Origin of the sequence: Pseudomonas sp. BC42 (genome assembly GCF_021560055.1) — a bacterium.
GTDB lineage: Bacteria > Pseudomonadota > Gammaproteobacteria > Pseudomonadales > Pseudomonadaceae > Aquipseudomonas.
This window is the reverse complement of sequence record NZ_CP091067.1, coordinates 6,182,129-6,205,275: the sequence shown is the minus strand read 5'-3', so window position 1 is coordinate 6,205,275 and position 23,147 is coordinate 6,182,129. Positions and strand designations below refer to the sequence as shown.

Annotated in this window: 17 protein-coding genes; 12 read left to right on the top strand and 5 right to left on the bottom strand. The window is 64.3% G+C overall.

What is annotated here, in order from left to right:
• The first annotated feature begins 15 nt into the window (after positions 1–15).
• The 7 genes from dnaB to L1O02_RS28065 all read left to right on the top strand — a co-directional run bounded on the left by dnaB (position 16) and on the right by L1O02_RS28065 (position 12,470).
• Complete coding sequence (gene dnaB, locus L1O02_RS28095) at positions 16–1,413, top strand: replicative DNA helicase (RefSeq protein WP_007921486.1); 1,398 nt, start codon at positions 16–18, stop codon at positions 1,411–1,413.
• Between the two features lie 277 nt (positions 1,414–1,690).
• Positions 1,691–3,988 (top strand): YgiQ family radical SAM protein, encoded by a 2,298-nt coding sequence (locus tag L1O02_RS28090; protein ID WP_060837271.1) that lies wholly within the window; start codon positions 1,691–1,693, stop codon positions 3,986–3,988.
• A gap of 180 nt (positions 3,989–4,168) precedes the next feature.
• Positions 4,169–5,101, top strand: a complete 933-nt coding sequence (locus L1O02_RS28085) for an NAD synthetase (protein ID WP_235759125.1) — start codon at positions 4,169–4,171, stop codon at positions 5,099–5,101.
• Positions 5,098–5,559: a hypothetical protein gene (locus L1O02_RS28080; RefSeq protein ID WP_060842331.1), complete on the top strand. Its 462-nt coding sequence runs from the start codon at positions 5,098–5,100 to the stop codon at positions 5,557–5,559. The genes L1O02_RS28085 and L1O02_RS28080 overlap by 4 nt, the downstream gene beginning before the upstream one ends.
• A gap of 171 nt (positions 5,560–5,730) precedes the next feature.
• Positions 5,731–9,006 carry a transglutaminase family protein gene (locus tag L1O02_RS28075; RefSeq protein WP_235759123.1) on the top strand — a complete coding sequence of 1,092 codons (3,276 nt, stop codon included), beginning with the start codon at positions 5,731–5,733 and terminating at the stop codon, positions 9,004–9,006.
• Positions 9,007–9,093: 87 nt separating this feature from the next.
• A complete protein-coding gene (locus tag L1O02_RS28070) occupies positions 9,094–11,580 on the top strand; it encodes a circularly permuted type 2 ATP-grasp protein (RefSeq protein ID WP_235759121.1) in 2,487 nt (828 codons plus the stop codon).
• Complete coding sequence (locus L1O02_RS28065) at positions 11,580–12,470, top strand: transglutaminase family protein (RefSeq protein WP_235759119.1); 891 nt, start codon at positions 11,580–11,582, stop codon at positions 12,468–12,470. Before L1O02_RS28070 ends, L1O02_RS28065 begins: the two co-directional genes overlap by 1 nt.
• A 109-nt stretch (positions 12,471–12,579) precedes the next feature.
• Here L1O02_RS28065 and L1O02_RS28060 read toward each other — a convergent pair whose 3' ends face one another.
• On the bottom strand, positions 12,580–12,750 hold the full coding sequence (locus L1O02_RS28060) for a hypothetical protein (protein WP_164990740.1): 171 nt from the start codon (positions 12,748–12,750) through the stop codon (positions 12,580–12,582).
• Positions 12,751–12,818: 68 nt separating this feature from the next.
• On the bottom strand, positions 12,819–13,406 hold the full coding sequence (locus tag L1O02_RS28055) for a TIGR00730 family Rossman fold protein (RefSeq protein ID WP_060837277.1): 588 nt from the start codon (positions 13,404–13,406) through the stop codon (positions 12,819–12,821).
• A 351-nt stretch (positions 13,407–13,757) separates the two neighbouring features.
• Here L1O02_RS28055 and azu point away from each other — a divergent pair, with 351 nt between their 5' ends.
• Positions 13,758–14,204, top strand: a complete 447-nt coding sequence (azu, locus tag L1O02_RS28050; RefSeq protein ID WP_047301366.1) for an azurin — start codon at positions 13,758–13,760, stop codon at positions 14,202–14,204.
• Between the two features lie 156 nt (positions 14,205–14,360).
• Here azu and nadE read toward each other — a convergent pair whose 3' ends face one another.
• The 3 genes from nadE to L1O02_RS28035 form a co-directional block, all read right to left on the bottom strand.
• Positions 14,361–15,188 carry an ammonia-dependent NAD(+) synthetase gene (gene nadE / locus L1O02_RS28045; protein ID WP_060842334.1) on the bottom strand — a complete coding sequence of 276 codons (828 nt, stop codon included), beginning with the start codon at positions 15,186–15,188 and terminating at the stop codon, positions 14,361–14,363.
• A gap of 3 nt (positions 15,189–15,191) precedes the next feature.
• Positions 15,192–16,406, bottom strand: coding sequence for a nicotinate phosphoribosyltransferase (gene pncB / locus L1O02_RS28040; protein WP_060837279.1), 1,215 nt, complete (start codon positions 16,404–16,406; stop codon positions 15,192–15,194).
• A gap of 201 nt (positions 16,407–16,607) precedes the next feature.
• Positions 16,608–17,510 (bottom strand): LysR family transcriptional regulator, encoded by a 903-nt coding sequence (locus tag L1O02_RS28035; RefSeq protein ID WP_060842336.1) that lies wholly within the window; start codon positions 17,508–17,510, stop codon positions 16,608–16,610.
• 171 nt (positions 17,511–17,681) lie between these two features.
• Here L1O02_RS28035 and L1O02_RS28030 point away from each other — a divergent pair, with 171 nt between their 5' ends.
• From L1O02_RS28030 to L1O02_RS28015, 4 genes are all read left to right on the top strand, one after another.
• Positions 17,682–19,172, top strand: coding sequence for an aldehyde dehydrogenase family protein (locus tag L1O02_RS28030; RefSeq protein WP_281063620.1), 1,491 nt, complete (start codon positions 17,682–17,684; stop codon positions 19,170–19,172).
• A 113-nt stretch (positions 19,173–19,285) separates the two neighbouring features.
• Positions 19,286–20,569: an FAD-binding oxidoreductase gene (locus L1O02_RS28025; protein ID WP_060842337.1), complete on the top strand. Its 1,284-nt coding sequence runs from the start codon at positions 19,286–19,288 to the stop codon at positions 20,567–20,569.
• Between the two features lie 364 nt (positions 20,570–20,933).
• Positions 20,934–22,070 (top strand): branched-chain amino acid ABC transporter substrate-binding protein, encoded by a 1,137-nt coding sequence (locus tag L1O02_RS28020; RefSeq protein ID WP_016967874.1) that lies wholly within the window; start codon positions 20,934–20,936, stop codon positions 22,068–22,070.
• 161 nt (positions 22,071–22,231) lie between these two features.
• Complete coding sequence (locus L1O02_RS28015) at positions 22,232–23,146, top strand: branched-chain amino acid ABC transporter permease (protein ID WP_011058967.1); 915 nt, start codon at positions 22,232–22,234, stop codon at positions 23,144–23,146.
• Position 23,147 lies beyond the last annotated feature (1 nt).

Genomic DNA, 23,147 nt, shown 5'->3' with positions numbered 1-23,147 from the left:
GAATTCCAAGTGGCCATGAACGATATCTCCGCTCCCGAGCAATACGATCTGCAAACCGCCGCCCTGAAGGTGCCGCCGCATTCCATCGAGGCCGAACAGGCCGTGCTCGGTGGTCTGATGCTGGACAACAACGCCTGGGAACGCGTGTTGGATCAAGTGTCCGACGGCGATTTCTACCGGCATGACCACCGTTTGATCTTCCGCGCCATCGCCAAGCTGGCCGACCAGAACATGCCGATCGACGTGGTCACTCTGTCCGAGCAGTTGGACAAGGAAGGCCAGACGTCGCAGGTTGGCGGCCTGGGCTATCTGGGCGAGCTGGCGAAGAACACCCCGTCGGTGGCCAACATCAAGGCCTACGCGCAGATCGTTCGCCAGCGGGCAACCCTGCGCCAGCTGATCGGCATCAGCACCGAGATCGCCGACAGCGCTTTCAACCCCGAAGGCCGCACCGCCGAGGAGATCCTCGACGAGGCCGAGCGGCAGATCTTCCAGATCGCCGAAGCGCGGCCCAAGACCGGCGGCCCGGTGGGGGTCAACGAACTGCTGACCAAGGCCATCGATCGCATCGATACCCTGTTCAACACCGACAACGCCATCACTGGCCTGTCCACCGGCTACACCGACCTCGACGAGAAGACCAGCGGCCTGCAGCCGGCCGACTTGATCATCGTCGCCGGCCGTCCGTCCATGGGTAAGACCACCTTCGCCATGAACCTGGTGGAAAACGCGGTACTGCGCAGCGACAAGGCGGTGCTGGTGTACTCCCTGGAGATGCCAGGTGAATCGCTGATCATGCGTATGCTGTCCTCCCTGGGCCGCATCGACCAGACCAAGGTCCGTTCCGGCCAGCTGGAAGACGATGACTGGCCTCGCCTGACCTCGGCGGTCAACCTGCTCAACGACCGCAAGCTGTTCATCGACGACACCGCGGGCATCAGCCCCTCGGAAATGCGCGCGCGGACCCGGCGCCTGGTGCGCGAGCACGGCGATATCGCCCTGATCATGATCGACTACCTGCAGCTGATGCAGATCCCGGGGTCCAGCGGTGACAACCGCACCAACGAGATTTCCGAGATCTCCCGGTCCCTCAAGGCCCTGGCCAAGGAATTCAACTGCCCGGTGGTGGCCCTGTCCCAGCTCAACCGCTCCCTGGAACAACGCCCCAACAAGCGCCCAGTGAACTCCGACTTGCGGGAATCCGGAGCGATCGAGCAGGACGCCGACGTGATCATGTTCGTGTACCGGGACGAGGTGTATCACCCCGAGACCGAGCACAAGGGCATTGCCGAGATCATCATCGGCAAGCAGCGGAACGGCCCGATCGGCTTTATCCGCCTGGCGTTCATCGGCAAGTACACCCGCTTCGAGAACCTCGCGCCGGGCAGTTACAACTTCGACGACGACGAGTAACGGCGCACGCCATGGTGGTGGCCGTCTGTGGCGAGGGAGCTTGCTCCCGCTGGGTCGCGCAGCGGCCCCATGTCCGGTCGTCACCCAGCTTCAGATAAATTGTCAGCACCGACTCTGCGCCTGCCGCGCAGGCGAGCGGAAGCAAGCCGGTTGCGTGACATGAAAATGAATTCCGACCCTTTTGGTCGGAATTGGTTATTTTTTGTGCTATATTCCGCGCCCGCGAATTTTCCTGATAGCCATCGCGTCCCTATTCAAGCCAACACCGGTCATCGACATGCAAGCAGCCAAGCCGTTATTTGACTATCCCAAGTACTGGGCCGAATGTTTCGGGCCAGCGCCATTCCTGCCCATGAGCAGGGAGGAGATGGATCAGCTCGGCTGGGATTCCTGCGACATCATCATCGTCACCGGTGATGCCTACGTCGATCACCCTTCGTTCGGCATGGCGATCATCGGCCGCCTGCTGGAGTCCCAGGGCTTTCGCGTGGGGATCATTGCCCAGCCCAACTGGCAGTCCAAAGATGACTTCATGAAGCTCGGCGAGCCGAACCTGTTCTTCGGTGTCGCCGCCGGCAACATGGACTCGATGATCAACCGCTACACCGCCGACAAGAAAGTCCGCTCCGACGACGCCTATACCCCCGGCGGCCTGGCGGGCAAGCGCCCGGACCGCGCCAGCCTGGTGTACAGCCAGCGTTGCAAGGAAGCCTACAAGCATGTGCCGATCGTGCTCGGCGGCATCGAAGCCTCCCTGCGCCGCATCGCCCACTACGACTACTGGCAGGACCGGGTGCGCAACTCGATCCTGATCGACGCCAGCGCCGACATCCTGCTGTACGGCAACGCCGAGCGGGCCATCGTCGAAGTGGCCCAGCGCCTGTCCTATGGCCACAAGATCGAAGACATCACCGACGTGCGCGGCACCGCTTTCATCCGCCGCGACACGCCCAAGGACTGGTACGAAGTGGACTCCACCCGTATCGACCGTCCGGGCAAGATCGACAAGATCATCAACCCCTACGTCAACACCCAGGACACCGCCGCCTGCGCCATCGAGCAGGAAAAAGGCCCGGCCGAAGACCCCAACGAAGCCAAGGTCGTGCAGATCCTCGCCAGCCCGCGCATGACCCGGGACAAGACCGTGATCCGCCTGCCGTCCATGGAGAAGGTACGCAACGACCCGGTCCTGTACGCCCACGCCAACCGCGTGCTGCACCTGGAAACCAACCCGGGCAACGCCCGTGCCCTGGTGCAGAAACATGGCGAAGTGGACGTGTGGTTCAACCCGCCGCCCATTCCCATGACCACCGAGGAAATGGACTACGTGTTCGGCATGCCGTATCAGCGCATTCCGCACCCGGCCTATGGCAAGGAAAAGATCCCGGCCTACGAGATGATCCGCTTCTCGGTGAACATCATGCGTGGCTGCTTCGGCGGCTGTACCTTCTGCTCCATCACCGAGCACGAAGGGCGGATCATCCAGAACCGTTCCGAAGAGTCGATCATTCGCGAGATCGAAGAAATTCGCGACAAGGTTCCCGGCTTTACCGGGGTGATCTCCGACCTCGGCGGCCCGACCGCGAACATGTACCGCATCGCCTGCAAGAGCCCGGAGATCGAATCCGCGTGCCGCAAGCCGTCCTGCGTGTTCCCCGGCATCTGCCCGAACCTGAACACCGACCACTCGTCGCTGATCCAGCTGTACCGCAGTGCCCGCGCCCTGCCCGGGGTGAAGAAGATCCTCATCGCCTCCGGCCTGCGTTACGACCTGGCGGTGGAATCGCCGGAGTACGTCAAGGAACTGGTGACCCACCACGTCGGTGGCTACCTGAAGATCGCCCCGGAACACACCGAGGAAGGTCCGCTCAACCAGATGATGAAGCCGGGCATCGGCACCTATGACCGCTTCAAGCGCATGTTCGAGAAGTACTCCAAGGAAGCGGGCAAGGAGCAGTACCTGATTCCGTACTTCATCGCCGCCCACCCGGGCACCACCGATGAAGACATGATGAACCTGGCCCTGTGGCTCAAGGGCAACGGCTTCCGCGCCGACCAGGTGCAGGCGTTCTACCCGTCGCCGATGGCCACCGCCACCGCCATGTACCACTCGGGCAAGAACCCGCTGCGCAAGGTCACCTACAAGAGCGACGGCGTGACCATCGTCAAGAGCGAGGAGCAGCGCCGCCTGCACAAGGCGTTCCTGCGCTACCACGATCCCAAGGGCTGGCCGATGCTGCGCGAGGCCCTGCTGCGCATGGGCCGTGGCGACCTGATCGGTCCGGGCAAGCACCAGCTGATTCCGGCTCACCAGCCGGCCACCGACAGCTACCAGAGCGCGCGCCGCAAGAATTCGACGCCTGCCGGCAGCCACAAGGTGGCCAAGGAAACCAGGATCCTCACCCAGCACACCGGCCTGCCACCGCGTGGCAGCGACGGCGGCAATGCCTGGGACAAGCGCGAGCAGGCCAAGGCCGCGGCGTTCGCCCGCAACAAGCAGGCCGCCAAGGAGCGTGCCGATGCGGCCAAGGGCAAAGGCAAGAAGCCGACCCGCAAGCCGGTGGTACCGCGCTAAACCGACAAAACGCCAGCCGCCGAGCTGGCGTTTTGCTTTCAGGGCGATGGTTTTTTTTGCCCGTGGGTCCGCAACAAATCGCCAGGGCTTTGTTAAGGTTGCCGGGTTTTTATCGCCGTAATGCCGGGATGGCTTGAGGCCATCAGGCAGCTTCCAATCGCCAGACCAAGGATGAATCCCGTGACCAGCTCGTTAGCCGCCATTGGCATGGACTCCAGCCCTTCGCAGTTTCTTGCCCGCCAACGTATCGAAAGCCAGATCAACCTGCCGCGCCTGTTCGCCGCCATCGACGCCGATCCAGCGATTGTCGGCGCCGGGGTGGTGTACATCGATGCCGACTTCAACGTGGTGACCCTGCGCGAATTCAAGCCGATCTGCAGTATCACGCCCAAGCGCATCATCCTGCGGGAGGCGAAGAAGTACATCGCGCCCCAGCAGTTCGTCGATCAAGTGAAGAACAACCCAAGGGAATCCCGCCTGGCCACGGAATCGTTCAACGCCACGCTGTCCTGCACCGCCGCGGTCATCGGCTGGCTGGTGGTGTTCAGTGGCAGTATCGCCGTGCCGTTCACCGCCGGCGCCAGCGCCTGGATGGTCGGGCTGGGAGTCACCGTCGCCGCGGCGGGCACCGCCCAGTGCGCCATCGGTGGCGCCCGGGTGATCAACGAGATCCAGGATCCGGCGGCCAACGACCGCATGGACGACGCCGAGTGGTACAACACCGTGTCGCCGATCCTCGACGGCATCTCGCTGGTGGGTGTCGGCGGTTCGGCGCTGACCACGGTCAAGCTGCTCAAGGCCAGCAAGGCCGCCAGCACCGGCAAAAGCTGGGTGCAGTTGCTCAAGGGCCTCAATCGCCAGGAGCGGGCCAAACTGACCAAGGAGTTGCTCAGCCTGCGCGACCCCAGCCTGACGCCCAAATTGCTCAAGTTGCAGCAACGGGCAGGGGGGCTGCCCAAGCGCTACTCGTCGGCGCAGATCAAGCACGCCACCCTGACTCAGATGAAGGATGCCCTGGGCGCCGCCCTGAGCACCGCCGGCAGCTACAGCTCCGGCAACCTCGGCACGGTGAAGACCCTGGCGGTGGGCCTCTACGAGGAGTTCGACCAGTGATAGGGGGCGGCCGGATGGGCGAGTTCCTTGCGCGTTATTTTCCGATTTTCATGCTCACGGTCCTGCTCGGCTGCTTCAGCGCTTCGCTGCTGCTGTCCCTGTGCGGAACCACCTATTGGCGTGGCATGGCGCCGGCGCAGCGCGACGACTACCTGCTGCTGGGCCTGTTGCTGCTGATTCCGCTGCTGGTGCTCAGCAACCTGCTGATCGTGCGCGGAGTGGCCTGGGCGGTGTGGCTGCTGGCCGGCTACTTTCTGGCCTGCCTGCTGCTGGTGGTGCCGATGATCCAGTACCGCCCGCACCAGGGCGTGTACCTGTTCGCCATGCTCGTGCCGCTGCTCGGCCTGCTGTTGCTCAACAGCCGACGGCACCGGGAGATGCGTGAGCGCCTGCTGGAGATCCGTCACCAGCGTCGGCGCCTGCTGGCTGCCGCCAAGCAATCGCGCAAGCGCCATTGACGTTGGCCCGGCCGGCCGGTGCATTTTCGTGCAATCCGTTGCACAGGGATGCACCGGTTGCGCGATTTTGGTGCTGTACTGCCCCGAGTCGTTGAGCAAACCCCGGAATCTGTGCGCTGGCATAAGTCTTGCGCGGGTCCATCCACCGCTCAGGCTCGCAGGAGGCACGCCGTGTCGATCCATGTCGCATTGCACCATGTCACGCACTATCGCTACGACCGCGCCGTCGAACTTGGCCCGCAGATCGTCCGCTTGCGTCCGGCGCCCCACAGCCGCACGCGAATTCTTGCCTATGCCTTGAAGGTCGAGCCCGAGCAGCATTTCATCAACTGGCAACAGGACCCCCAGGGCAATTACCTGGCGCGCCTGGTGTTCCCGGAGAAAACCACCGAGCTGCGCATCGAAGTGGATCTGCTGGCGGAAATGGCGGTGTTCAATCCCTTCGACTTTTTCCTCGAGCCTTACGCGCAGCAGATCCCGTTCAGCTACGCCGCCGATGAGCGGCGGGAGTTGGCGCCCTACCTGGAAACCCTGCCCCTGACCCCGACATTCCAGGCCTACCTGGACGCCATCCCCCGCACGCCGCTGCCGACCGTGGATTTTCTGGTGGGTCTGAATCAGCGGCTCAGCGACGACATTGCCTATCTGATCCGCATGGAGCCCGGGGTGCAGACCCCGGAGCAGACCCTGGTCAACGGGTCGGGCTCCTGTCGCGACTCGGCCTGGCTGCTGGTGCAGCTGTTGCGCCACCTGGGGCTGGCGGCGCGGTTCGTCTCCGGCTACCTCATCCAACTGACCGCGGACGTCAAGGCCCTGGACGGCCCTTCGGGCACCGAAGTGGATTTCACCGACCTGCATGCCTGGTGCGAGGTCTACCTGCCCGGCGCCGGCTGGATCGGCCTGGACGCCACCTCTGGGCTGTTCGCCGGGGAAGGGCATATTCCCCTGGCCTGCAGCCCCGATCCTTCTTCAGCGGCGCCCATCAGCGGCCTGGTGGAGCCCTGCGAGTGCCAGTTCAGTCATGCCATGAGTGTCGAGCGGATCTGGGAAGCGCCCCGGGTGACCAAGCCCTACACCGATGGACAGTGGGAGGCGATCCAGGCCCTGGGGCGGCAGATCGACCATGAGCTGCTGGAAGGCGATGTGCGCCTGACCATGGGCGGTGAACCGACCTTCGTGGCCATCGACGATCCCGACGGCGCCGAATGGAACACCGCGGCCCTGGGGCCGAACAAGCGCCGCCTGGCCGGCGAGCTGTTCCAGCGCCTGCGCCAGCGCTACGCCCCCCAGGGGCTGGTGCACTTCGGTCAGGGCAAGTGGTACCCGGGGGAGCAATTGCCGCGCTGGTCGCTGAACGGCTACTGGCGGCGCGACGGCGTGCCGATCTGGCACGACCATGCCCTGATTGCCGACGAGCACCAGGATTACGCCGCCGACGCGCAACTGGCCGGGCGCTTCCTGGCCTCTGTCGCCAAGCGCCTGAAACTGCCGGCACGCTTCGTGTTCCCCGCCTACGAGGACAATTTCTACTACCTGTGGCGCGAAGGCCGCCTGCCGCTGAATGTCAGCGCCGAAGACTCGCGGTTGGAGGACGCCCTGGAGCGTCAGCGGCTGCGCAAGGTGTTCAGCCAGGGCCTGGACAAGGTCATTGGCCAGGTGCTGCCCCTGGCGCGCACGGCCAAGGGCGACCAGTGGCAGAGCGGGCGCTGGTACCTGCGCGACAGTCACTGCCGCCTGGTGCCCGGGGATTCGCCCCTGGGCTACCGCCTGCCCCTGGCGTCCCAGCCCTGGGTGACGGCGGCGGAGTACCCCTTCATTCACCCCCAGGATCCAAACCAGGACTTCCCGGACCTGCCGGATCCGTCGCAGCTGGCGGATGTCGCCGAGGCGGCCGCCGCCCAGGAGCGCGTGCCCGCGATCGATCAGTCCGCCGACTGGCTGATCCGCACCGCGTTGTGCGCCGAGGCGCGGGAAGGACGCCTGTACCTGTTCATGCCGCCGCTGGAGCGACTGGAGGATTACCTGCAACTGGTCAGCGTGATCGAGGCCACCGCCGCCGAGCTGCAGTGTCCGGTGCTGCTGGAGGGCTACGAGCCACCGGCGGACCCGCGCCTGTGCAATTTGCGGGTGACCCCGGACCCGGGAGTGATCGAGGTCAACGTGCAGCCTTCGGTGAGTTGGGACGAACTGGTGGAGCGCACCGAGTTCCTCTACGAGCAGGCGCGGCAGACGCGCCTGACCAGCGAGAAGTTCATGATCGACGGGCGCCACACCGGCACCGGCGGCGGCAACCATTTCGTCCTTGGCGGCGCCACCCCGGGAGACTCGCCGTTTCTGCGCCGCCCCGATCTGCTGCGCAGCCTGATCAGCTACTGGCACAACCACCCGTCGCTGTCCTACCTGTTTTCCGGTTTGTTCATCGGCCCCACGTCCCAGGCGCCCAGGGTCGACGAAGCTCGTAACGATGCACTCTACGAACTGGAAATTGCCTTCGCGCAGATGCCCGTGCCGGGCGAGGAGTGCGCGCCCTGGCAGGTGGACCGCCTGTTGCGCAACCTGCTGATCGATGTCACCGGCAACACCCACCGCGCCGAGTTCTGCATCGACAAGCTGTATTCGCCGGATGGCGCCACCGGGCGTCTCGGGCTGCTGGAGTTGCGCGCGTTCGAGATGCCGCCCCATGCGCGCATGAGCCTGGTCCAGCAGTTGCTGTTGCGGGCGCTGGTGGCGCGGTTCTGGCGCGAGCCCTACGCTCCGGCCAGGCTGGCGCGCTGGGGCACGGAGCTGCACGATCGCTTTCTGCTGCCGCATTTCATCGAGCAGGATTTCGCCGATGTGCTGCTGGAGCTCAATGCCGCGGGCTATCCGTTGCAGGCCGAGTGGTTTGCCGCGCACCGGGAGTTTCGCTTTCCCAAGGTGGGCGACTATGCCGTCGGCGGTATCGAACTGGAGTTGCGCCAGGCCCTGGAGCCCTGGCATGTGCTGGGAGAAGAGGGCGCGGCCGGGGGCACGGTGCGTTACGTCGACTCCTCGCTGGAGCGCTTGCAGGTCAAGGTCAGCGGGCTGACGCCCGAGCGCCATGTGCTGACCTGCAACGGCGTGCCGGTGCCATTGCAGCCCACCGGGCGGGTGGGCGAGTTCGTCGCCGGGGTGCGCTTTCGCGCCTGGCAGCCGGCCAACTGCCTGCAGCCGATGATTCCGGTACATGCGCCCCTGGTGTTCGACCTGCTGGATACCTGGATGCAGCGCTCGCTGGGTGGTTGCCAATACCATGTGGCCCACCCCGGAGGACGCAACTATGACAGCCTGCCGGTCAATGCCAATGAGGCGGAAAGCCGGCGCATGGCGCGCTTTTTCCGCCACGGCCACAGCCCCGGCAGCCTCCCGGTTGCGCCGCCGAGCAGCAACCAGGAAATGCCCATGACCCTGGATTTACGACGCTTTTAGTCCCGCTGCGACGCCCGCGATATAGCCATATCCGGGCGTCATGGCTGTGGGTTAATCTGCCTTTCCCTGCCGTCTGCCGAGTGTTCCATGCCTGACTTGCTAGACCGCTACCCGCTGACCGCGGGTACCTACCACGAGCTGCTGGATGACCAGGGTGCGGTGCGGGCGCACTGGCGGCGCCTGCTCGAACAGCTGCAGCGCAGCAGCCCCGCGCAGTTGGCTCAGCGCCAGGCGCTGCTGACCCGGCAGATCCACGAGAACGGTGTCACCTACAACGTCTATGCCGACCCCAAGGGCGCCGACCGCCCCTGGGAGCTGGACCTGTTGCCCCATGTGATCCCCGTGGCGGAGTGGCAGCAGTTGTCGGCCGGGATTGCCCAGCGGGCGCGGCTGCTCAATGCCGTGCTGGCGGACCTGTACGGCCCGCAACGCCTGATCAGTGAAGGGCTGTTGCCCGCCGAGCTGGTGTTCGGGCACAACAATTTCCTCTGGCCGTGCCAGGGCATCCAGTCGCCCGAGGCGACGTTCCTGCACCTGTACGCGGTGGATCTGGCGCGCACCCCCGATGGTCGCTGGTGGGTCACTGCCGATCGCACCCAGGCGCCGTCGGGGGCCGGTTATGCCCTGGAAAACCGCATGATCGTGTCCCGGGCCTTTCCCGATCTGTACCGCGACTTGCAGGTCCAGCATCTGGCCGGGTTCTTCCGGACCCTGCAGGAAACCCTGGCCCGCCAGGCCCCACGGGATGCCGAGGCGCCGCTGATCGTGCTGCTGACTCCGGGGCGTTTCAACGAGAGTTACTTCGAGCACCTGTACCTGGCGCGCCAGCTGGGCTACCCGCTGGTGGAAGGCGGCGATCTGACGGTGCGCGACGCCACGGTCTACCTCAAGACCCTCAGTGGCCTGCGTCGGGTGCACGCCATCATGCGGCGCCTGGACGATGACTTTTGCGATCCCCTGGAGCTGCGTACCGATTCGGCCCTGGGGGTGCCCGGCCTGCTCGACGCGGTGCGCCAGGGCCGGGTGCTGGTGGCCAATGCACTGGGCAGCGGGGTTCTGGAGTCTCCCGGGCTGCTGGGCTTCCTGCCGAAGATCAGTCAGTTCCTGCTGGGCGAGGACCTGCTCCTGCCGTCCATCGCCACCTGGTGGTGCGGTGAGGCTCCTGTGCTGCAACAGGCCCTGGAAAAACTCCCGGAACTGTTGATCAAGCCGGCTTTTCCGTCCCAGAGCTTTACCCCGGTGCTGGGCCGCGACCTGAGTCCCGAGCAGCGCCAGCGCCTTGCCGAACGCATGCGCGCGCGGCCTTATGCCTATGTCGCCCAGGAGTTGCCGCAACTGTCCCAGGCGCCGGTCTGGCAGGCCGAGGACGGCCGGCTGCAATCCCGGGCGATCGGCATGCGGGTCTACGCGGTGGCCAGTGATGAGGGTTACCGGGTCTTGCCCGGCGGCCTGACCCGGGTCGCCGCCGACGCTGACGCCGACGCGGTGTCGATGCAGCGCGGCGGCGCCAGCAAGGACACCTGGGTGCTGGGGGAGCGAGCCCCCAGCGGCGAGCAGTGGAAGGCCCAGCGCACCATTGGCGTCTACGATCTGGTGCGTCGCGACCCCTACCTGCCATCGCGGGTGGTGGAGAACCTGTACTGGTTCGGTCGTTACTGCGAGCGCTGCGACGACAGTGCGCGGTTGTTGCGGATCATGCTGGCGCGCTACGTCGATGGCGATGACCCGCAAGCCTTGCGGGCCGCGGTGGACCTGGGGGAAAGCCTGATGCTGCTGCCGGAGGAGGGCGAATTGCCCGAGCGCTTGCTGGCGGCCCTGCTGGGCGAGGACTGGTCGTTCAGCCTGCGTTCCAACCTGCAGCGCCTGCAGTGGGCGGCGTCCCAGGTACGCGGCAAGCTGTCCCGGGAAAACTGGCAGGCCCTGGTGGAGTTGCAGCGCGAGGCCCAGGAGCTGGACACCCAGGAGCCGGATTTCGGTGAGCTGCTGGACTTTCTCAATCGGCTGGTGATGTCCCTGGCGGCACTCTCGGGCTTTGCCCTGGACGACATGACCCGGGATGAAGGCTGGCGTTTCCTGATGATCGGCCGCCGTATCGAGCGCCTGCAATTTCTCAGCAGCAGCCTGGCGGCCTTCCTGCGGGGCACCGCGGCCTTCGATCAGGCGGGCCTGGAGTGGCTGCTGGAGTTGGGCAACAGCAGCATCACCTATCGCTCGCGTTACCTGGCGGTGGCGCAGTTGATCCCGGTGCTCGACCTGTTGCTGCTCGACGAGCAGAACCCCCATGCGGTGCTGTTCCAGCTCAAGCTGGTGACCCGCACCCTCAAGCGTCTGAACGACGACTTCGCCGTGCCCCGCGATCTGGCGCTGCCCAAGCTGGTGGAGCGCCTGGCGCGTTTCGACCTGGGTTGCCTGGAGAACTCGCTGTTCGGCCAGGCCAGTGTCCGGGCGGCGGTGGAAGGGCTGGCGGACCTTTTGCAGGAGATCGCCGAGGTCAGCGGCCAGGTTTCCGATCGCCTGGCCCTGCGGCATTTCGCCCATGTGGATGATGTCAGCCAGCAAACGGTGTCGGTCTGATGAGCGCTCGTTACCAGATATTCCACGACACCCATTATCGCTATGACAGCCCGGTGTCCCTGGCCCAGCAACTGGCGCACCTGTGGCCCCGGGCCTGTGCCTGGCAACGGTGCAGCGAGCGGCAGTTGCTGATCAGTCCCGAGCCCACCAGCCGTCGCGACGAACAGGATGTGTTCGGCAATCCCCTGACCCGGCTGGCTTTTGAGCGGCCCCATGATGAATTGCAGGTCAACGCCCAGCTCAGCGTCGAGGTGCTGGACCGGCCGCCGCTGGACTTCGCGCTCTCCGAGGCCTGGGACGCTGCCCGCAGCAGCCTGAGTTACAGCGGCAGGCCCCTGGCGCCCCAGCTGCTGGATGCCTGCCGTTATCGCTTCGAGTCGCCTTATGTGCACCTCAAGCAAAGCTTCGTCGAGTTTTCCGCCAGCTGTTTCCCTGCCGGCCGGCCCTTGCTGCTGGGCGTCCAGGCGTTGATGGAGAAGATCTTCAGCGAGTTCACCTTCGATGCCGAGGCGACCCAGGTGGCGACGCCCCTGGTGGAGGTGCTGGAGCGCCGCCGTGGGGTGTGCCAGGACTTCGCGCACCTGATGCTCGCCTGCCTGCGTTCGCGGGGGCTGGCGGCGCGCTACATCAGCGGCTACCTGCTGACCCAGCCACCGCCGGGGCAGCCGCGGCTGATTGGCGCCGATGCTTCCCACGCGTGGGTTTCAGTGTTTTGCCCGGTGCTGGGCTGGGTGGATTTCGACCCGACCAACAATGTGCAGCCGGCGTTGGAACACATCACCCTGGCCTGGGGCCGGGATTTTTCCGATGTGTCGCCGTTGCGTGGGGTGATTCTGGGAGGGGGCAGCCATGACCCTGATGTCCGGGTCACCGTCATGCCTCTGGCATGACACGGCTGATTCCGACCTTGTAGAAGCCGGCTTGCCGGCGAAGGAGCCAGCGGATACTGCGTAGGGCTGGAGAGCGCTTTCGCTGGCACGCCAGCTCCTACGGGGCAGGTCAGGCCTGGGGGGCCTCGGGTTCGGCGTCGTCGATGCTCACTTCAGGATCCGCATCCGGTGCGCTGCTTTCTTCGGCGGCGGCTTTCTTGCGTTGCAGCTTTTCCTCTTTCTTCTGTTCCTTGGCCAAGTCACGTTGACGTTTGGCGAAGGAGTAATTGGGTTTGGCCATGGGCGATCCTCTGGGGTCGAAGGTGAGGTTGAGCGGCGCGTATTCTGCCTGTAATCGGGCGTTGACCGTTAACTGGGTTTGCTGTCGGCCCACTTGTCCGCCACCGACGGTTTCCAGGCGTCCAGGGCATCCAGCAGGCTGGCGGGCGAGTCGCTGATTTGCAGCATGTCACGGTGCGGGGCGCGGACGAAGCCTTCGCCGACGATATGGTCGAGAAATCCGCTGAGTTTTTCGTAGAAGCCGCTCACTTCCAGCAGGCCCAGGGGCTTGTGGTGATAGCCGAGCTGGCCCCAGGTCCAGACTTCGAACAACTCTTCCAGGGTGCCCAGGCCGCCGGGCAGGGCGATGAAGGCATCGCTGAGTTCGGCCATGCGCGCCTTGCGCGCGTGCATGCCGTCCACCACTTCCAGGCGGGTCAGGCCGTTGTGGCCGATTTCCTTGTCTTTCAGGCTTTGCGGAATGATCCCGATGACCTCGCCGCCGGCCGCCAGGGCCGCATCGGCGACGATGCCCATCAGGCCCACCGCGCCGCCGCCGTAGACCAGGGTCAGCTTGCGCTCGGCCAGGGCGCGGCCCAGGGCCTGGGCGGCTTCACGATACAGAGGGTTGGTGCCGGTGCTGGCGCCACAGAATACACAGACGGATGTTAACGACATGCCTTACTCCGAGGTCATTGAGGGCCTCAGAGTAAAGGCAGGCAGGCGTGGCTCCAAGCATTAAACCTCGTGTTGCGGGGTTTCATGGGTGCCGCTGGCGCCACAGGCGTAGGCGGCGAGCAAACTGCGAAACAGGCTGTTGAAGGGCATGACCAAGGCTCCGGAAAGTGCAGGTGGGCGAAGTCTAGGCTGCCCAGGCGAAGCGGGCTGTTTGATTGTCTCGATCGGCCTGATAGCAGAGAGTTGTATACAGTTTTTTGATGCACATCATAGGAACTTGGGAGAAATTCAGGCAGTCTTCGCTCCCATGGATTCAGATGGATTTTGTTAACCCTGCCTTGGAGATTCACCATGTTTGCCAAACTCGTTGCGGTATCCCTGTTGACACTGGCCAGCAGCCAACTGATGGCTGCCGAATGCAAGGTCGATGTCGACTCTACCGACCAGATGTCCTTCAACACCAAGGAAATCACCATCGACAAGAGCTGCAAGACCTTCACCGTGAACCTGACTCACTCCGGCAGCCTGCCGAAGAACGTCATGGGCCATAACTGGGTCCTGAGCAAAACCGCAGACATGGCCGGCATCGCCACCGACGGCATGGCCGCTGGCATCGACAAGAGCTACCTGAAGGAAGGCGACACTCGCGTCATCGCCCACACCAAGATCATCGGTGCCGGCGAGAAAGACTCGGTCACCTTCGACGTGTCGAAGCTGACCGCGGGCGAAAGCTACCAGTTCTTCTGCTCGTTCCCAGGCCACAACTCGATGATGAAAGGCGCTGTGATCCTGAAGTAAGCATCAGGCACGGCTGCAACAAGAAAGCGCCCCTAGGGGCGCTTTTTTTGTGGGGGCATCTGTAGGAGCGGGCTTGCCCGCGAACAGGCCCTTGAGCCTTGTGCAGCATCAAGCGGCCCTTTCGCCGGCAAGCCGGCTCCTACAGAACATGGTGGCTCACGGGGCGAACGGCATGACACGCTTGTGGTGGGTCTTGCGGTAGGTGTCGCAGATGATCCTGAAGGCTTCCTCGCGCACCGGCTGGCCGTGCAGGAAGGCGTCGATCTCGGCGTAGGTGACGCCGTGGGACGCTTCATCCGGCTTGCCCGGCGACAGGTCTTCAAGGTCGGCGGTAGGGACTTTTTCCACCAGGGACTCCGGCGCCCCGAAATAGCGGGCAATGGAGCGCACCTGGTTCTTCACCAGGCCGCTCAGGGGCGCGAGGTCGCAGGCGCCGTCACCGAACTTGGTGAAGAAGCCCATCACCGCTTCGGCGGCGTGGTCGGTGCCGATCACCAGGCCGTGGGCGGCACCGGCGATGGTGTACTGGGCGACCATGCGCATCCGTGCCTTGGTGTTGCCGAGGACGAAGTCCCGGGACACCGCGTGCTGCCCTTCGAAGGCCGCCACTTCGCTGGCCAGGGCCTTGACCGCCGGGCCGATGTTCACCGTGTGGCGTTCGTCGGGGTTGATGAAGTCCACCGAGGCCTGGGCGTCGTGTTCGTCGAACTGGGTTTCATAGGGCAGGCGCACCGCGATGAAGCGGTAGCTGTCGTCACCGCTGCGCTCGCGCAGTTCACGCATCGCCCGTTGGGCCAGCAGGCCCGCGGTCAGCGAGTCGACGCCGCCGCTGATGCCCAGCACCAGGGTCTTGAGCCCGGAATTGACCAGGCAATCCTGGATAAAGCCGATGCGTCGGGCGACTTCCGCCTCCAGGGCGGCGTGGTCGGAAAAAGGGGCTTGGACCTTGAGCTGCTGCGCAATCTCACGCTGTACGGCTTGCATGATTCACTCCTTGCCAGGTTGGGCAGGTACTTGGAAAACGTGGCGCAAGTAAGCGACGAAGTTGGGATCCTTGCAATGGGTCTTGCCCGCTTCATCGGAGATCTTGGCGACGGGCTGGCCATTGCAGGCGGCCATTTTAAGCACGATGCTCATCGGCTCGACACCGGGAATATCGCAGGTCAGGTTGGTGCCGATGCCAAAGCTGACGTTGATCCGTCCCCGCAGCGCGCGGAATATTTCCAGGGCCCGGGGCAGGGTCAGGCTGTCGGAGAACACCAGGGTCTTGCTCATCGGCTCGATGCCCAGCTTGTGGTAGTGGGCGATGGCTTTTTCCGCCCAGAGGATCGGGTCCCCGGAATCGTGGCGCAGGCCGTCGAACAGCTTGGCGAAGAACAGATCGAAATCCCCCAGGAAGGCATCGGTGGTGATGCAGTCGGTCAGGGCGATGCCCAGCAGGCCGCGGTATTCCCGGACCCAGCAGTCGAGGGCGGCGATCTGGCTGTCGATCAGCCGGGGCCCCAGTTGCTGGTGGGCCATGATCCATTCGTGGGCCATGGTGCCCAGGGGCTTCATGTTCAGTTCGCGGGACAGGTGCACGTTGCTGGTGCCGACAAAACGCCCGGGGAAATCGTGCTTGAGCACGTTCACCACTTCTTCCTGGACCCGATAGGAAAAGCGCCGGCGTGTGCCGAAATCCGCCATTTGCAGCTCGGACAGTTCCTCGCTGCTGGCGTTGGCGGTCAGCCAATCGAACTTGCGGTACAGCTGCTCCCGGGCCTGGACCAACTGGATCTCGCGGTAACGGTAGCGGTTGCGCACTTCGCTGATGATGGCCAGCATCGGCACTTCGAACAGGATCACGTGCAGCCAGGGACCGCGCAGGCGGATGAACAGCTCGCCGTTCTCGATGCCGGTGTGCACGTAGCGCAGGTTGAAGCGAAACAGCCCGAGAAAGCGCAAAAAGTCCGGCTTGAGAAAGCTGATGCGTTCAAGAAAACCCAGCTGGTCGGCGCTCAGGCTCAGTTCCGCCAGGCGCTCGAACTGGTAGCGGATCTCTGCCAGGTACGGCCGCAGGTCCTCGCTGTTACGGCAACGAAACTCCCATTCCACTTCCACGTTGGGGTAGTTGTGCAGCACCGCCTGCATCATGGTCAGTTTGTAGAAGTCGGTGTCGAGCAGGTTCTGCACGATGCGATCGGCAAACACACTCTCGCTCATAACGGGAATCTCCATGCTGGCCGCGACGGACAGCGGCGGCTTCAGCTCTTTCAATGAAGGCGCTAGTGGCGCATAGACGTCCTGCGCTTGACCAGCGATTTTTGCGGCGGGCCATTCTCCTGCCGTAGGAGCTGGCTTGCCAGCGAACGGATCTTCAGCCTTGTGCCGGGCTCAAGGGCCCCATCGCCGGCAAGCCGGCTCCTACGGGAGGGGGGCGTCGTTGTGTTCGAGCATCCAGCGCACGAAGTCGCGGACCTTGGGTACTTCCGCCGAGTGTTCGGGGTAGGCCAGGTAATAGGCGTCCTGGCTGGGCATGGCGTATTTCCAGGCGATCACCAGTTTGCCCTCGGCCAGCTCCTCTTCCACCAGGAAGCGCGGCAGCAGGGCCACACCGCAACCGACCTGGGCGGCTCGGATGCACATATAGAAGGTTTCGAAACGCGGGCCGTGATAGCTGTGTTCGGTCTGGTAGCCCTGCTGTTCGAACCATTCGTGCCAGCCCTGTGGGCGCGAGGCGTTCTGCAGCAGTACCAGCTCGGTCAGTTGCCGAGGGTCGCTCAAGGGTTCGGCGGGCAGGCTGTCCGGGGCGCAGACCGCCACCAGTTCCTCGCTGAACAGCTTCAGGCTTTCGGTGCCGGGGCGCGCGCCCTGGCCGAAGTAGAACGCCAGGTCGGCGTGGCCCTGGAGCAGTTCGTCCGGCTCCTGCTCGTTGCACAGGTCCAGGTGGATATGCGGGTGGCGCAGGCGCCAGCCCTTGAGGCGCGGCACCAGCCAGCGGGCGCCGAAGGTGTAGGGCGTGGACACCCGCAGCACTTCGGTCTCGCCGCCGTAGGAGCGCAGGTAATGCGTGGACATCTCCACCTGGGTGAGGATCTTGCGGACCTCCACCAGGTACAGGTCGCCGGCCGGGGTCAGCTGCAGGCGGCGCCGCACCCGGCGGAACAGCAGGTGCTGCAGCAGCTCTTCGAGTTGCGCCACCTGCTTGCTTACCGCGCTCTGGGTCAGATTGAGTTCCTCGGCGGCGCGGGTGAAGCTCAGGTGCCGGGTCACGGCCTCGAAACACTGCAGGGCGGTGATCGACGGCAGGTAGCGTTTGTTCAGCATGGGTGGTCCTTGTTCTTATCGGTGCTGGATACCGGCTCAGCATGAATAAACGGAATGATATCTCGCTTAAAGGTCGTTTGTTGGCAAGTCTCGGGCCAGCTACAACTACAGGCCTTGATGGCCGTCGCAGCGGTCGGGATTTTTCGCTTTTCACCTGTAAGGAGTGACCCCATGGTTGCCGCATTGCTTGATCGTCTGGGTGTGAACCCGGCCCTGTACCAGTCGGGCTCCCAGCCTGTGCATTCGCCCATCGACGGCAGCCGGATCGCCGCGGTGAACTGGCAGGGCGCCGTGGAAGTGGAGCAGCAGGTCAGTCGTGCAGAGCATGCTTTCGCTCTGTGGCGCAAAGTGCCGGCACCCCGTCGCGGCGAACTGGTACGGCAATTTGGCGAAGTGCTGCGTGAGCACAAGGCCGACCTGGGGGAGCTGGTGTCCTGGGAAGCCGGCAAGATCACCCAGGAAGGCCTGGGGGAAGTGCAGGAGATGATCGATATCTGCGACTTCGCCGTCGGTCTGTCGCGCCAGCTCTACGGCCTGACCATCGCGTCCGAGCGTCCGGGCCACCACATGCGTGAAACCTGGCATCCGCTGGGCGTGGTGGGGGTGATCAGCGCCTTCAACTTCCCGGTGGCGGTCTGGGCCTGGAACACCGCCCTGGCGCTGGTCTGTGGCAACTCGGTGATCTGGAAGCCGTCGGAGAAGACCCCGCTGACCGCCCTGGCGTGCCAGGCCCTGCTGGAGCGCGTGCTGAAGAATTTCCAGGACGCCCCCGACTACCTGAGCCAGGTGATCATCGGCGGTCGTGACGCCGGCGCCGCCCTGGTGGACGATCCACGCGTGGCCCTGATCAGCGCCACCGGCAGCACCCGCATGGGCCGCGAAGTGGCGCCCAAGGTTGCCGCGCGCTTTGCCCGCAGCATTCTCGAACTGGGTGGCAACAACGCCATGATCCTGGGCCCGAGCGCCGACCTGGACATGGCGGTGCGCGCCATCCTGTTCAGCGCCGTCGGCACCGCCGGCCAGCGCTGCACCACCTTGCGCCGACTGATCGCCCATGAGTCGGTGAAGGAAGAAATCGTCAGCCGCCTCAAGACCGCCTATTCCAAGGTGCGCATCGGCCACCCGCTGCAAGGCAACCTGATCGGCCCGCTGATCGACAAGCACAGCTTCGATGCCATGCAGGACGCGCTGGAGCAGGCCCTGAGCGAAGGCGGCCGGGTTTTCGGTGGCCAGCGCCAGTTGCAGGACACCTTCCCCAACGCCTACTACGTGTCGCCGGCCATCGTCGAAATGCCCGAGCAGAGCGACGTGGTGTGCAGCGAAACCTTCGCCCCGATCCTGTATGTGATCGGCTACAACGACTTCGAGGAAGCCCTGCGCCTGAACAACGCCGTGCCCCAGGGCCTGTCGTCCTGCATCTTCACCACCGACGTGCGTGAGGCCGAGCAGTTCATGTCGGCGGTGGGCAGCGACTGCGGCATCGCCAACGTCAACATCGGCCCCAGTGGCGCGGAAATCGGTGGAGCCTTTGGTGGCGAGAAGGAAACCGGCGGCGGTCGCGAATCCGGCTCCGACGCCTGGCGTGGCTACATGCGGCGCCAGACCAACACCGTCAACTACTCCCGGGAACTGCCGCTGGCCCAGGGCATTACCTTCGATTGAGTCTTTTCGCGAGCAAGCTCGCTCCTACGGGGAGGGTTGTAGGAGCCAGCTTGCTGGCGAACAGCGGTCAATGCGTTTCAGCGTCTGTGGTTCGTTGATTTCGGAGTCTGGCAATGGCGCTACAAGAACAATGTCTATGGGAAAAACTGACCCCGCAGCGGCCTGACAATGCCCCGCTCAAGGGCGAACTGACGGCGGATGTGTGCGTCATCGGCGCCGGTTTCACCGGCCTGTCGGCGGCGGTGCATCTGCTGGAACAGGGCAAGCGGGTCTGTGTGGTCGAGGCCCATCGCGCGGGGCAGGGCGGTTCGGGGCGCAACGTCGGGCTGGTCAACGCCGGCCTGTGGATTCCCCCGGACGAGATCGAGGCCGGTTTCGGCGAGCAGGTGGGCAGCCAGCTCAACCGCATGCTCGGCGCCGCGCCGTCCCTGGTGTTCAGTCTGGTGGACAAGTACCAGATCGATTGCCAGCTGCGTCGCGAAGGCACCTTGCACATGGCCCACAACGCTCGGGGCGAGGCTGACCTGCGCAGTCGCGAGGAGCAATGGAAGCGCCGTGGTGCACCGGTGGAACTGTTGACCGGCGCCGCCTGCGAACAGGCCACCGGCACCCGCAAGATCGCTGCCGCGCTGCTCGACCGGCGTGCCGGCACCCTCAACCCGATGGCCTACACCACCGGGCTGGCCAAGGCCGCGATCAAGCTCGGCGGCCAGCTGTTCGACCATTCCCCGGTCACCCGCCTGGAACGCCAGGGCCAGCGCTGGTCGGTGCAGACCGCGCAGGGTTCGGTGCTGGCCGAACAGGTGGTGATTGCCTCCAACGCCTACACCGAAGGCGACTGGACCGAGCTGCGGCGCAACTTCTTCCCTGGCTACTACTACCAGGTGGCTTCCGCGCCGCTTACCGAAGAGGCGGCGCGGCAGATCCTGCCCGGTGGCCAGGGTTCCTGGGATACCCGGCAGGTGCTGAGCAGTATCCGGCGCGATGCCGACGGGCGCCTGTTGCTCGGCAGTCTGGGCAACGGCAACCAGAAACCGCTGTGGTTCCTCAAGGCCTGGGCCGATCGGGTGCAGCAGCACTACTTCCCCTACCTCAAACCGGTGCAGTGGGAATGCACCTGGACCGGCTGCATCGCCTTCACCCCCGACCACCTGATGCGCCTGTTCGAACCGGCCCCCGGCCTGGTGGCCGTCACCGGTTACAACGGCCGTGGGGTGACCACCGGAACCGTGGTCGGCAAGGCCTTCGCCGACTACCTGTGTCACGGCGATCCCCAGGCATTGCCGATTCCCTTCGCGCCCATGCAGCCCCTGGCCGGCGTGGGGTTGCGCAGTTGCCTGTACGAGGCGGGATTTTCTCTCTATCACGCGGGCCAGTGCCTGCGGATCGTGATCTGAACAAGGAATTCAACGGCCGGAGACGACGCTTTTCGATGCAACGACTAGCCTGTAATGGTGCGGCTCGTAGCAGTCCCGCACCAGCAGTGTGCAGTTCGGTGACGCGGGCTGTTACAGCAAGGTTGCACGTTGAATTGTGTCGCGGTTGCAATGATGGCACGCATGGGTTGCGCCCATTAAAAAGCAGGGTTTCACCTTCCGCGGTTTAGACGGTTGCACGCCCAATAAAAAAGGGCTCGAAACAGTCGAAATAACAATAAGACAGCGACTTTTTTCAGAATAAAAAACCACTGGCACGGCGCTTGCTCTGAGCAATCCTAGTGAAGTCGCAGTGCCAACTAAAAAAACCTTGGAGCACCACCTCATGTCCCAGACGTTTTACAAGAAAGGCTTTCTGGCCCTCGCAGTGGCAACTGCGCTGGGTGTTTCTGCGTTTGCTCAAGCCGACCTGAAGATCGGCGTAGCGGGTCCCATGACAGGCGCCAATGCGGCATTTGGCGAGCAGTACATGAAGGGTGCACAGGCAGCGGCTGACGAGATCAACGCCAAGGGCGGGGTCAACGGCGAGAAGATCGTCCTGGTCAAGGGCGACGACGCCTGCGAACCGAAGCAGGCGGTGGCGGTGGCCAACCGTCTGGTGGACCAGGACAAGGTGGCCGGCGTGGTCGGGCACTTCTGCTCTTCGTCGACCATTCCGGCTTCCGAGGTGTACAGCGACGCGGGCGTGATTGCCATCACCCCGGGCTCCACCAACCCGCAGGTCACCGAGCGCGGCCTGTCCGCGATGTTCCGCATGTGCGGGCGTGACGACCAGCAGGGCATTGTCGCCGGCGATTACATCGTCGACGTGCTCAAGGGCAAGAAAGTCGTGGTGCTGCACGACAAGGACACCTACGGCCAGGGCCTGGCGGATGCCACCAAGGCACAGCTGACCAAGCGCGGCGTGACCCCGGTGCTGTACGAGGGCCTGACCCGTGGCGAGAAGGACTTCAGCGCCGTGGTGACCAAGATCCGCGCTGCTGGCGCCGACGTGGTGTACTTCGGCGGCCTGCACCCGGAAGCCGGTCCGCTGGTCCGCCAGCTGCGCGAGCAGGGCCTGAAGGACGTCAAGTTCATGTCCGACGACGGCATCGTGACCGACGAGCTGGTGACCACCGCCGGTGGCCCGCAATACGTTGACGGCGTGTACATGACCTTCGGCGCCGACCCACGCCTGCTGCCCGACAGCAAGGCCGTGGTGGATGCTTTCCGCAAGGCCGGCACCGAGCCTGAAGGCTACACCCTGTACGCCTATGCCTCGGTCCAGGCACTGGCCGCCGGCTTCAACGGCGCCAAATCCAACAAGGGCGAAGACGCCGCCAAATGGCTCAAGGCCAATCCGGTGAAAACCGTGATGGGCGAGAAGTCCTGGGACGCCAAGGGCGACCTGAAGATCTCCGACTACGTGGTCTATCAGTGGGACAAGGACGGCAAGTACCACCAGCTGGAAAAACAGAAGTGACCTGAGTCCGAGCGAACCGGTACTACCCCCTGGTGCCGGTTCGTATTCGTGCAGTACTTGCCTTTTCTCGTAGAGCTGCACAACGGACGTGTTGCGCGGGCCGGTGATCCCTGCCCGTCGCTGACGCCCTGTGCCGTCTCTCAAGTCCGTGAGATTGCGTTATGGATGGTATTTTCCTGCAGCAACTGATCAATGGACTGACCCTCGGGTCTGTCTATGGTCTGATCGCCATCGGCTACACAATGGTCTATGGCATCATCGGCATGATCAACTTCGCCCACGGCGAGGTTTACATGATTTCCGCTTACCTCGCGGCAATCAGTCTGGCTCTGCTGGCCTACTTCGGCATCGAATCCTTCCCGCTACTCATTCTCGGCACCCTGATCTTCACCGTGGTGGTGACAGGGATCTACGGCTGGGTCATCGAGCGTGTGGCCTACAAACCCCTGCGCAACTCCACCCGCCTGGCACCGCTGATCAGCGCCATCGGCATCTCGCTGATCCTGCAGAACTACGCGCAGATCAGTCAGGGCGCCAAGCAGCAAGGGGTTCCGACCCTGCTGGCCGGGGCCTGGAAAGTCGACATCGGCACCGGCTTCGTGCAACTCACCTACACCAAGATCTTCATCCTGGTGGCGGCGTTCGCCGGTATGGCGCTGCTGACCTACATCATCAAGTACACCAAGCTGGGGCGCATGTGCCGGGCCACCCAGCAAGACCGCAAGATGGCCTCGATCCTCGGCATCAACACCGACCGGGTGATCTCCTATGTGTTCGTCATCGGCGCGGCCATGGCGGCCCTGGCCGGGGTGCTGATCACCATGAACTACGGCACCTTCGACTTCTATGCCGGCTTCGTGATCGGCATCAAGGCGTTCACCGCGGCGGTGCTCGGCGGCATCGGTTCGCTGCCCGGAGCGATGCTTGGCGGGATCATCCTCGGGATCTCCGAGTCGCTGTTCTCCGGCTTGATCAACTCCGACTACAAAGACGTGTTCAGTTTCTCGCTGCTGGTGCTGATCCTGATCTTCCGTCCCCAAGGCCTGCTGGGTCGCCCACTCGTGGCGAAGGTATAAG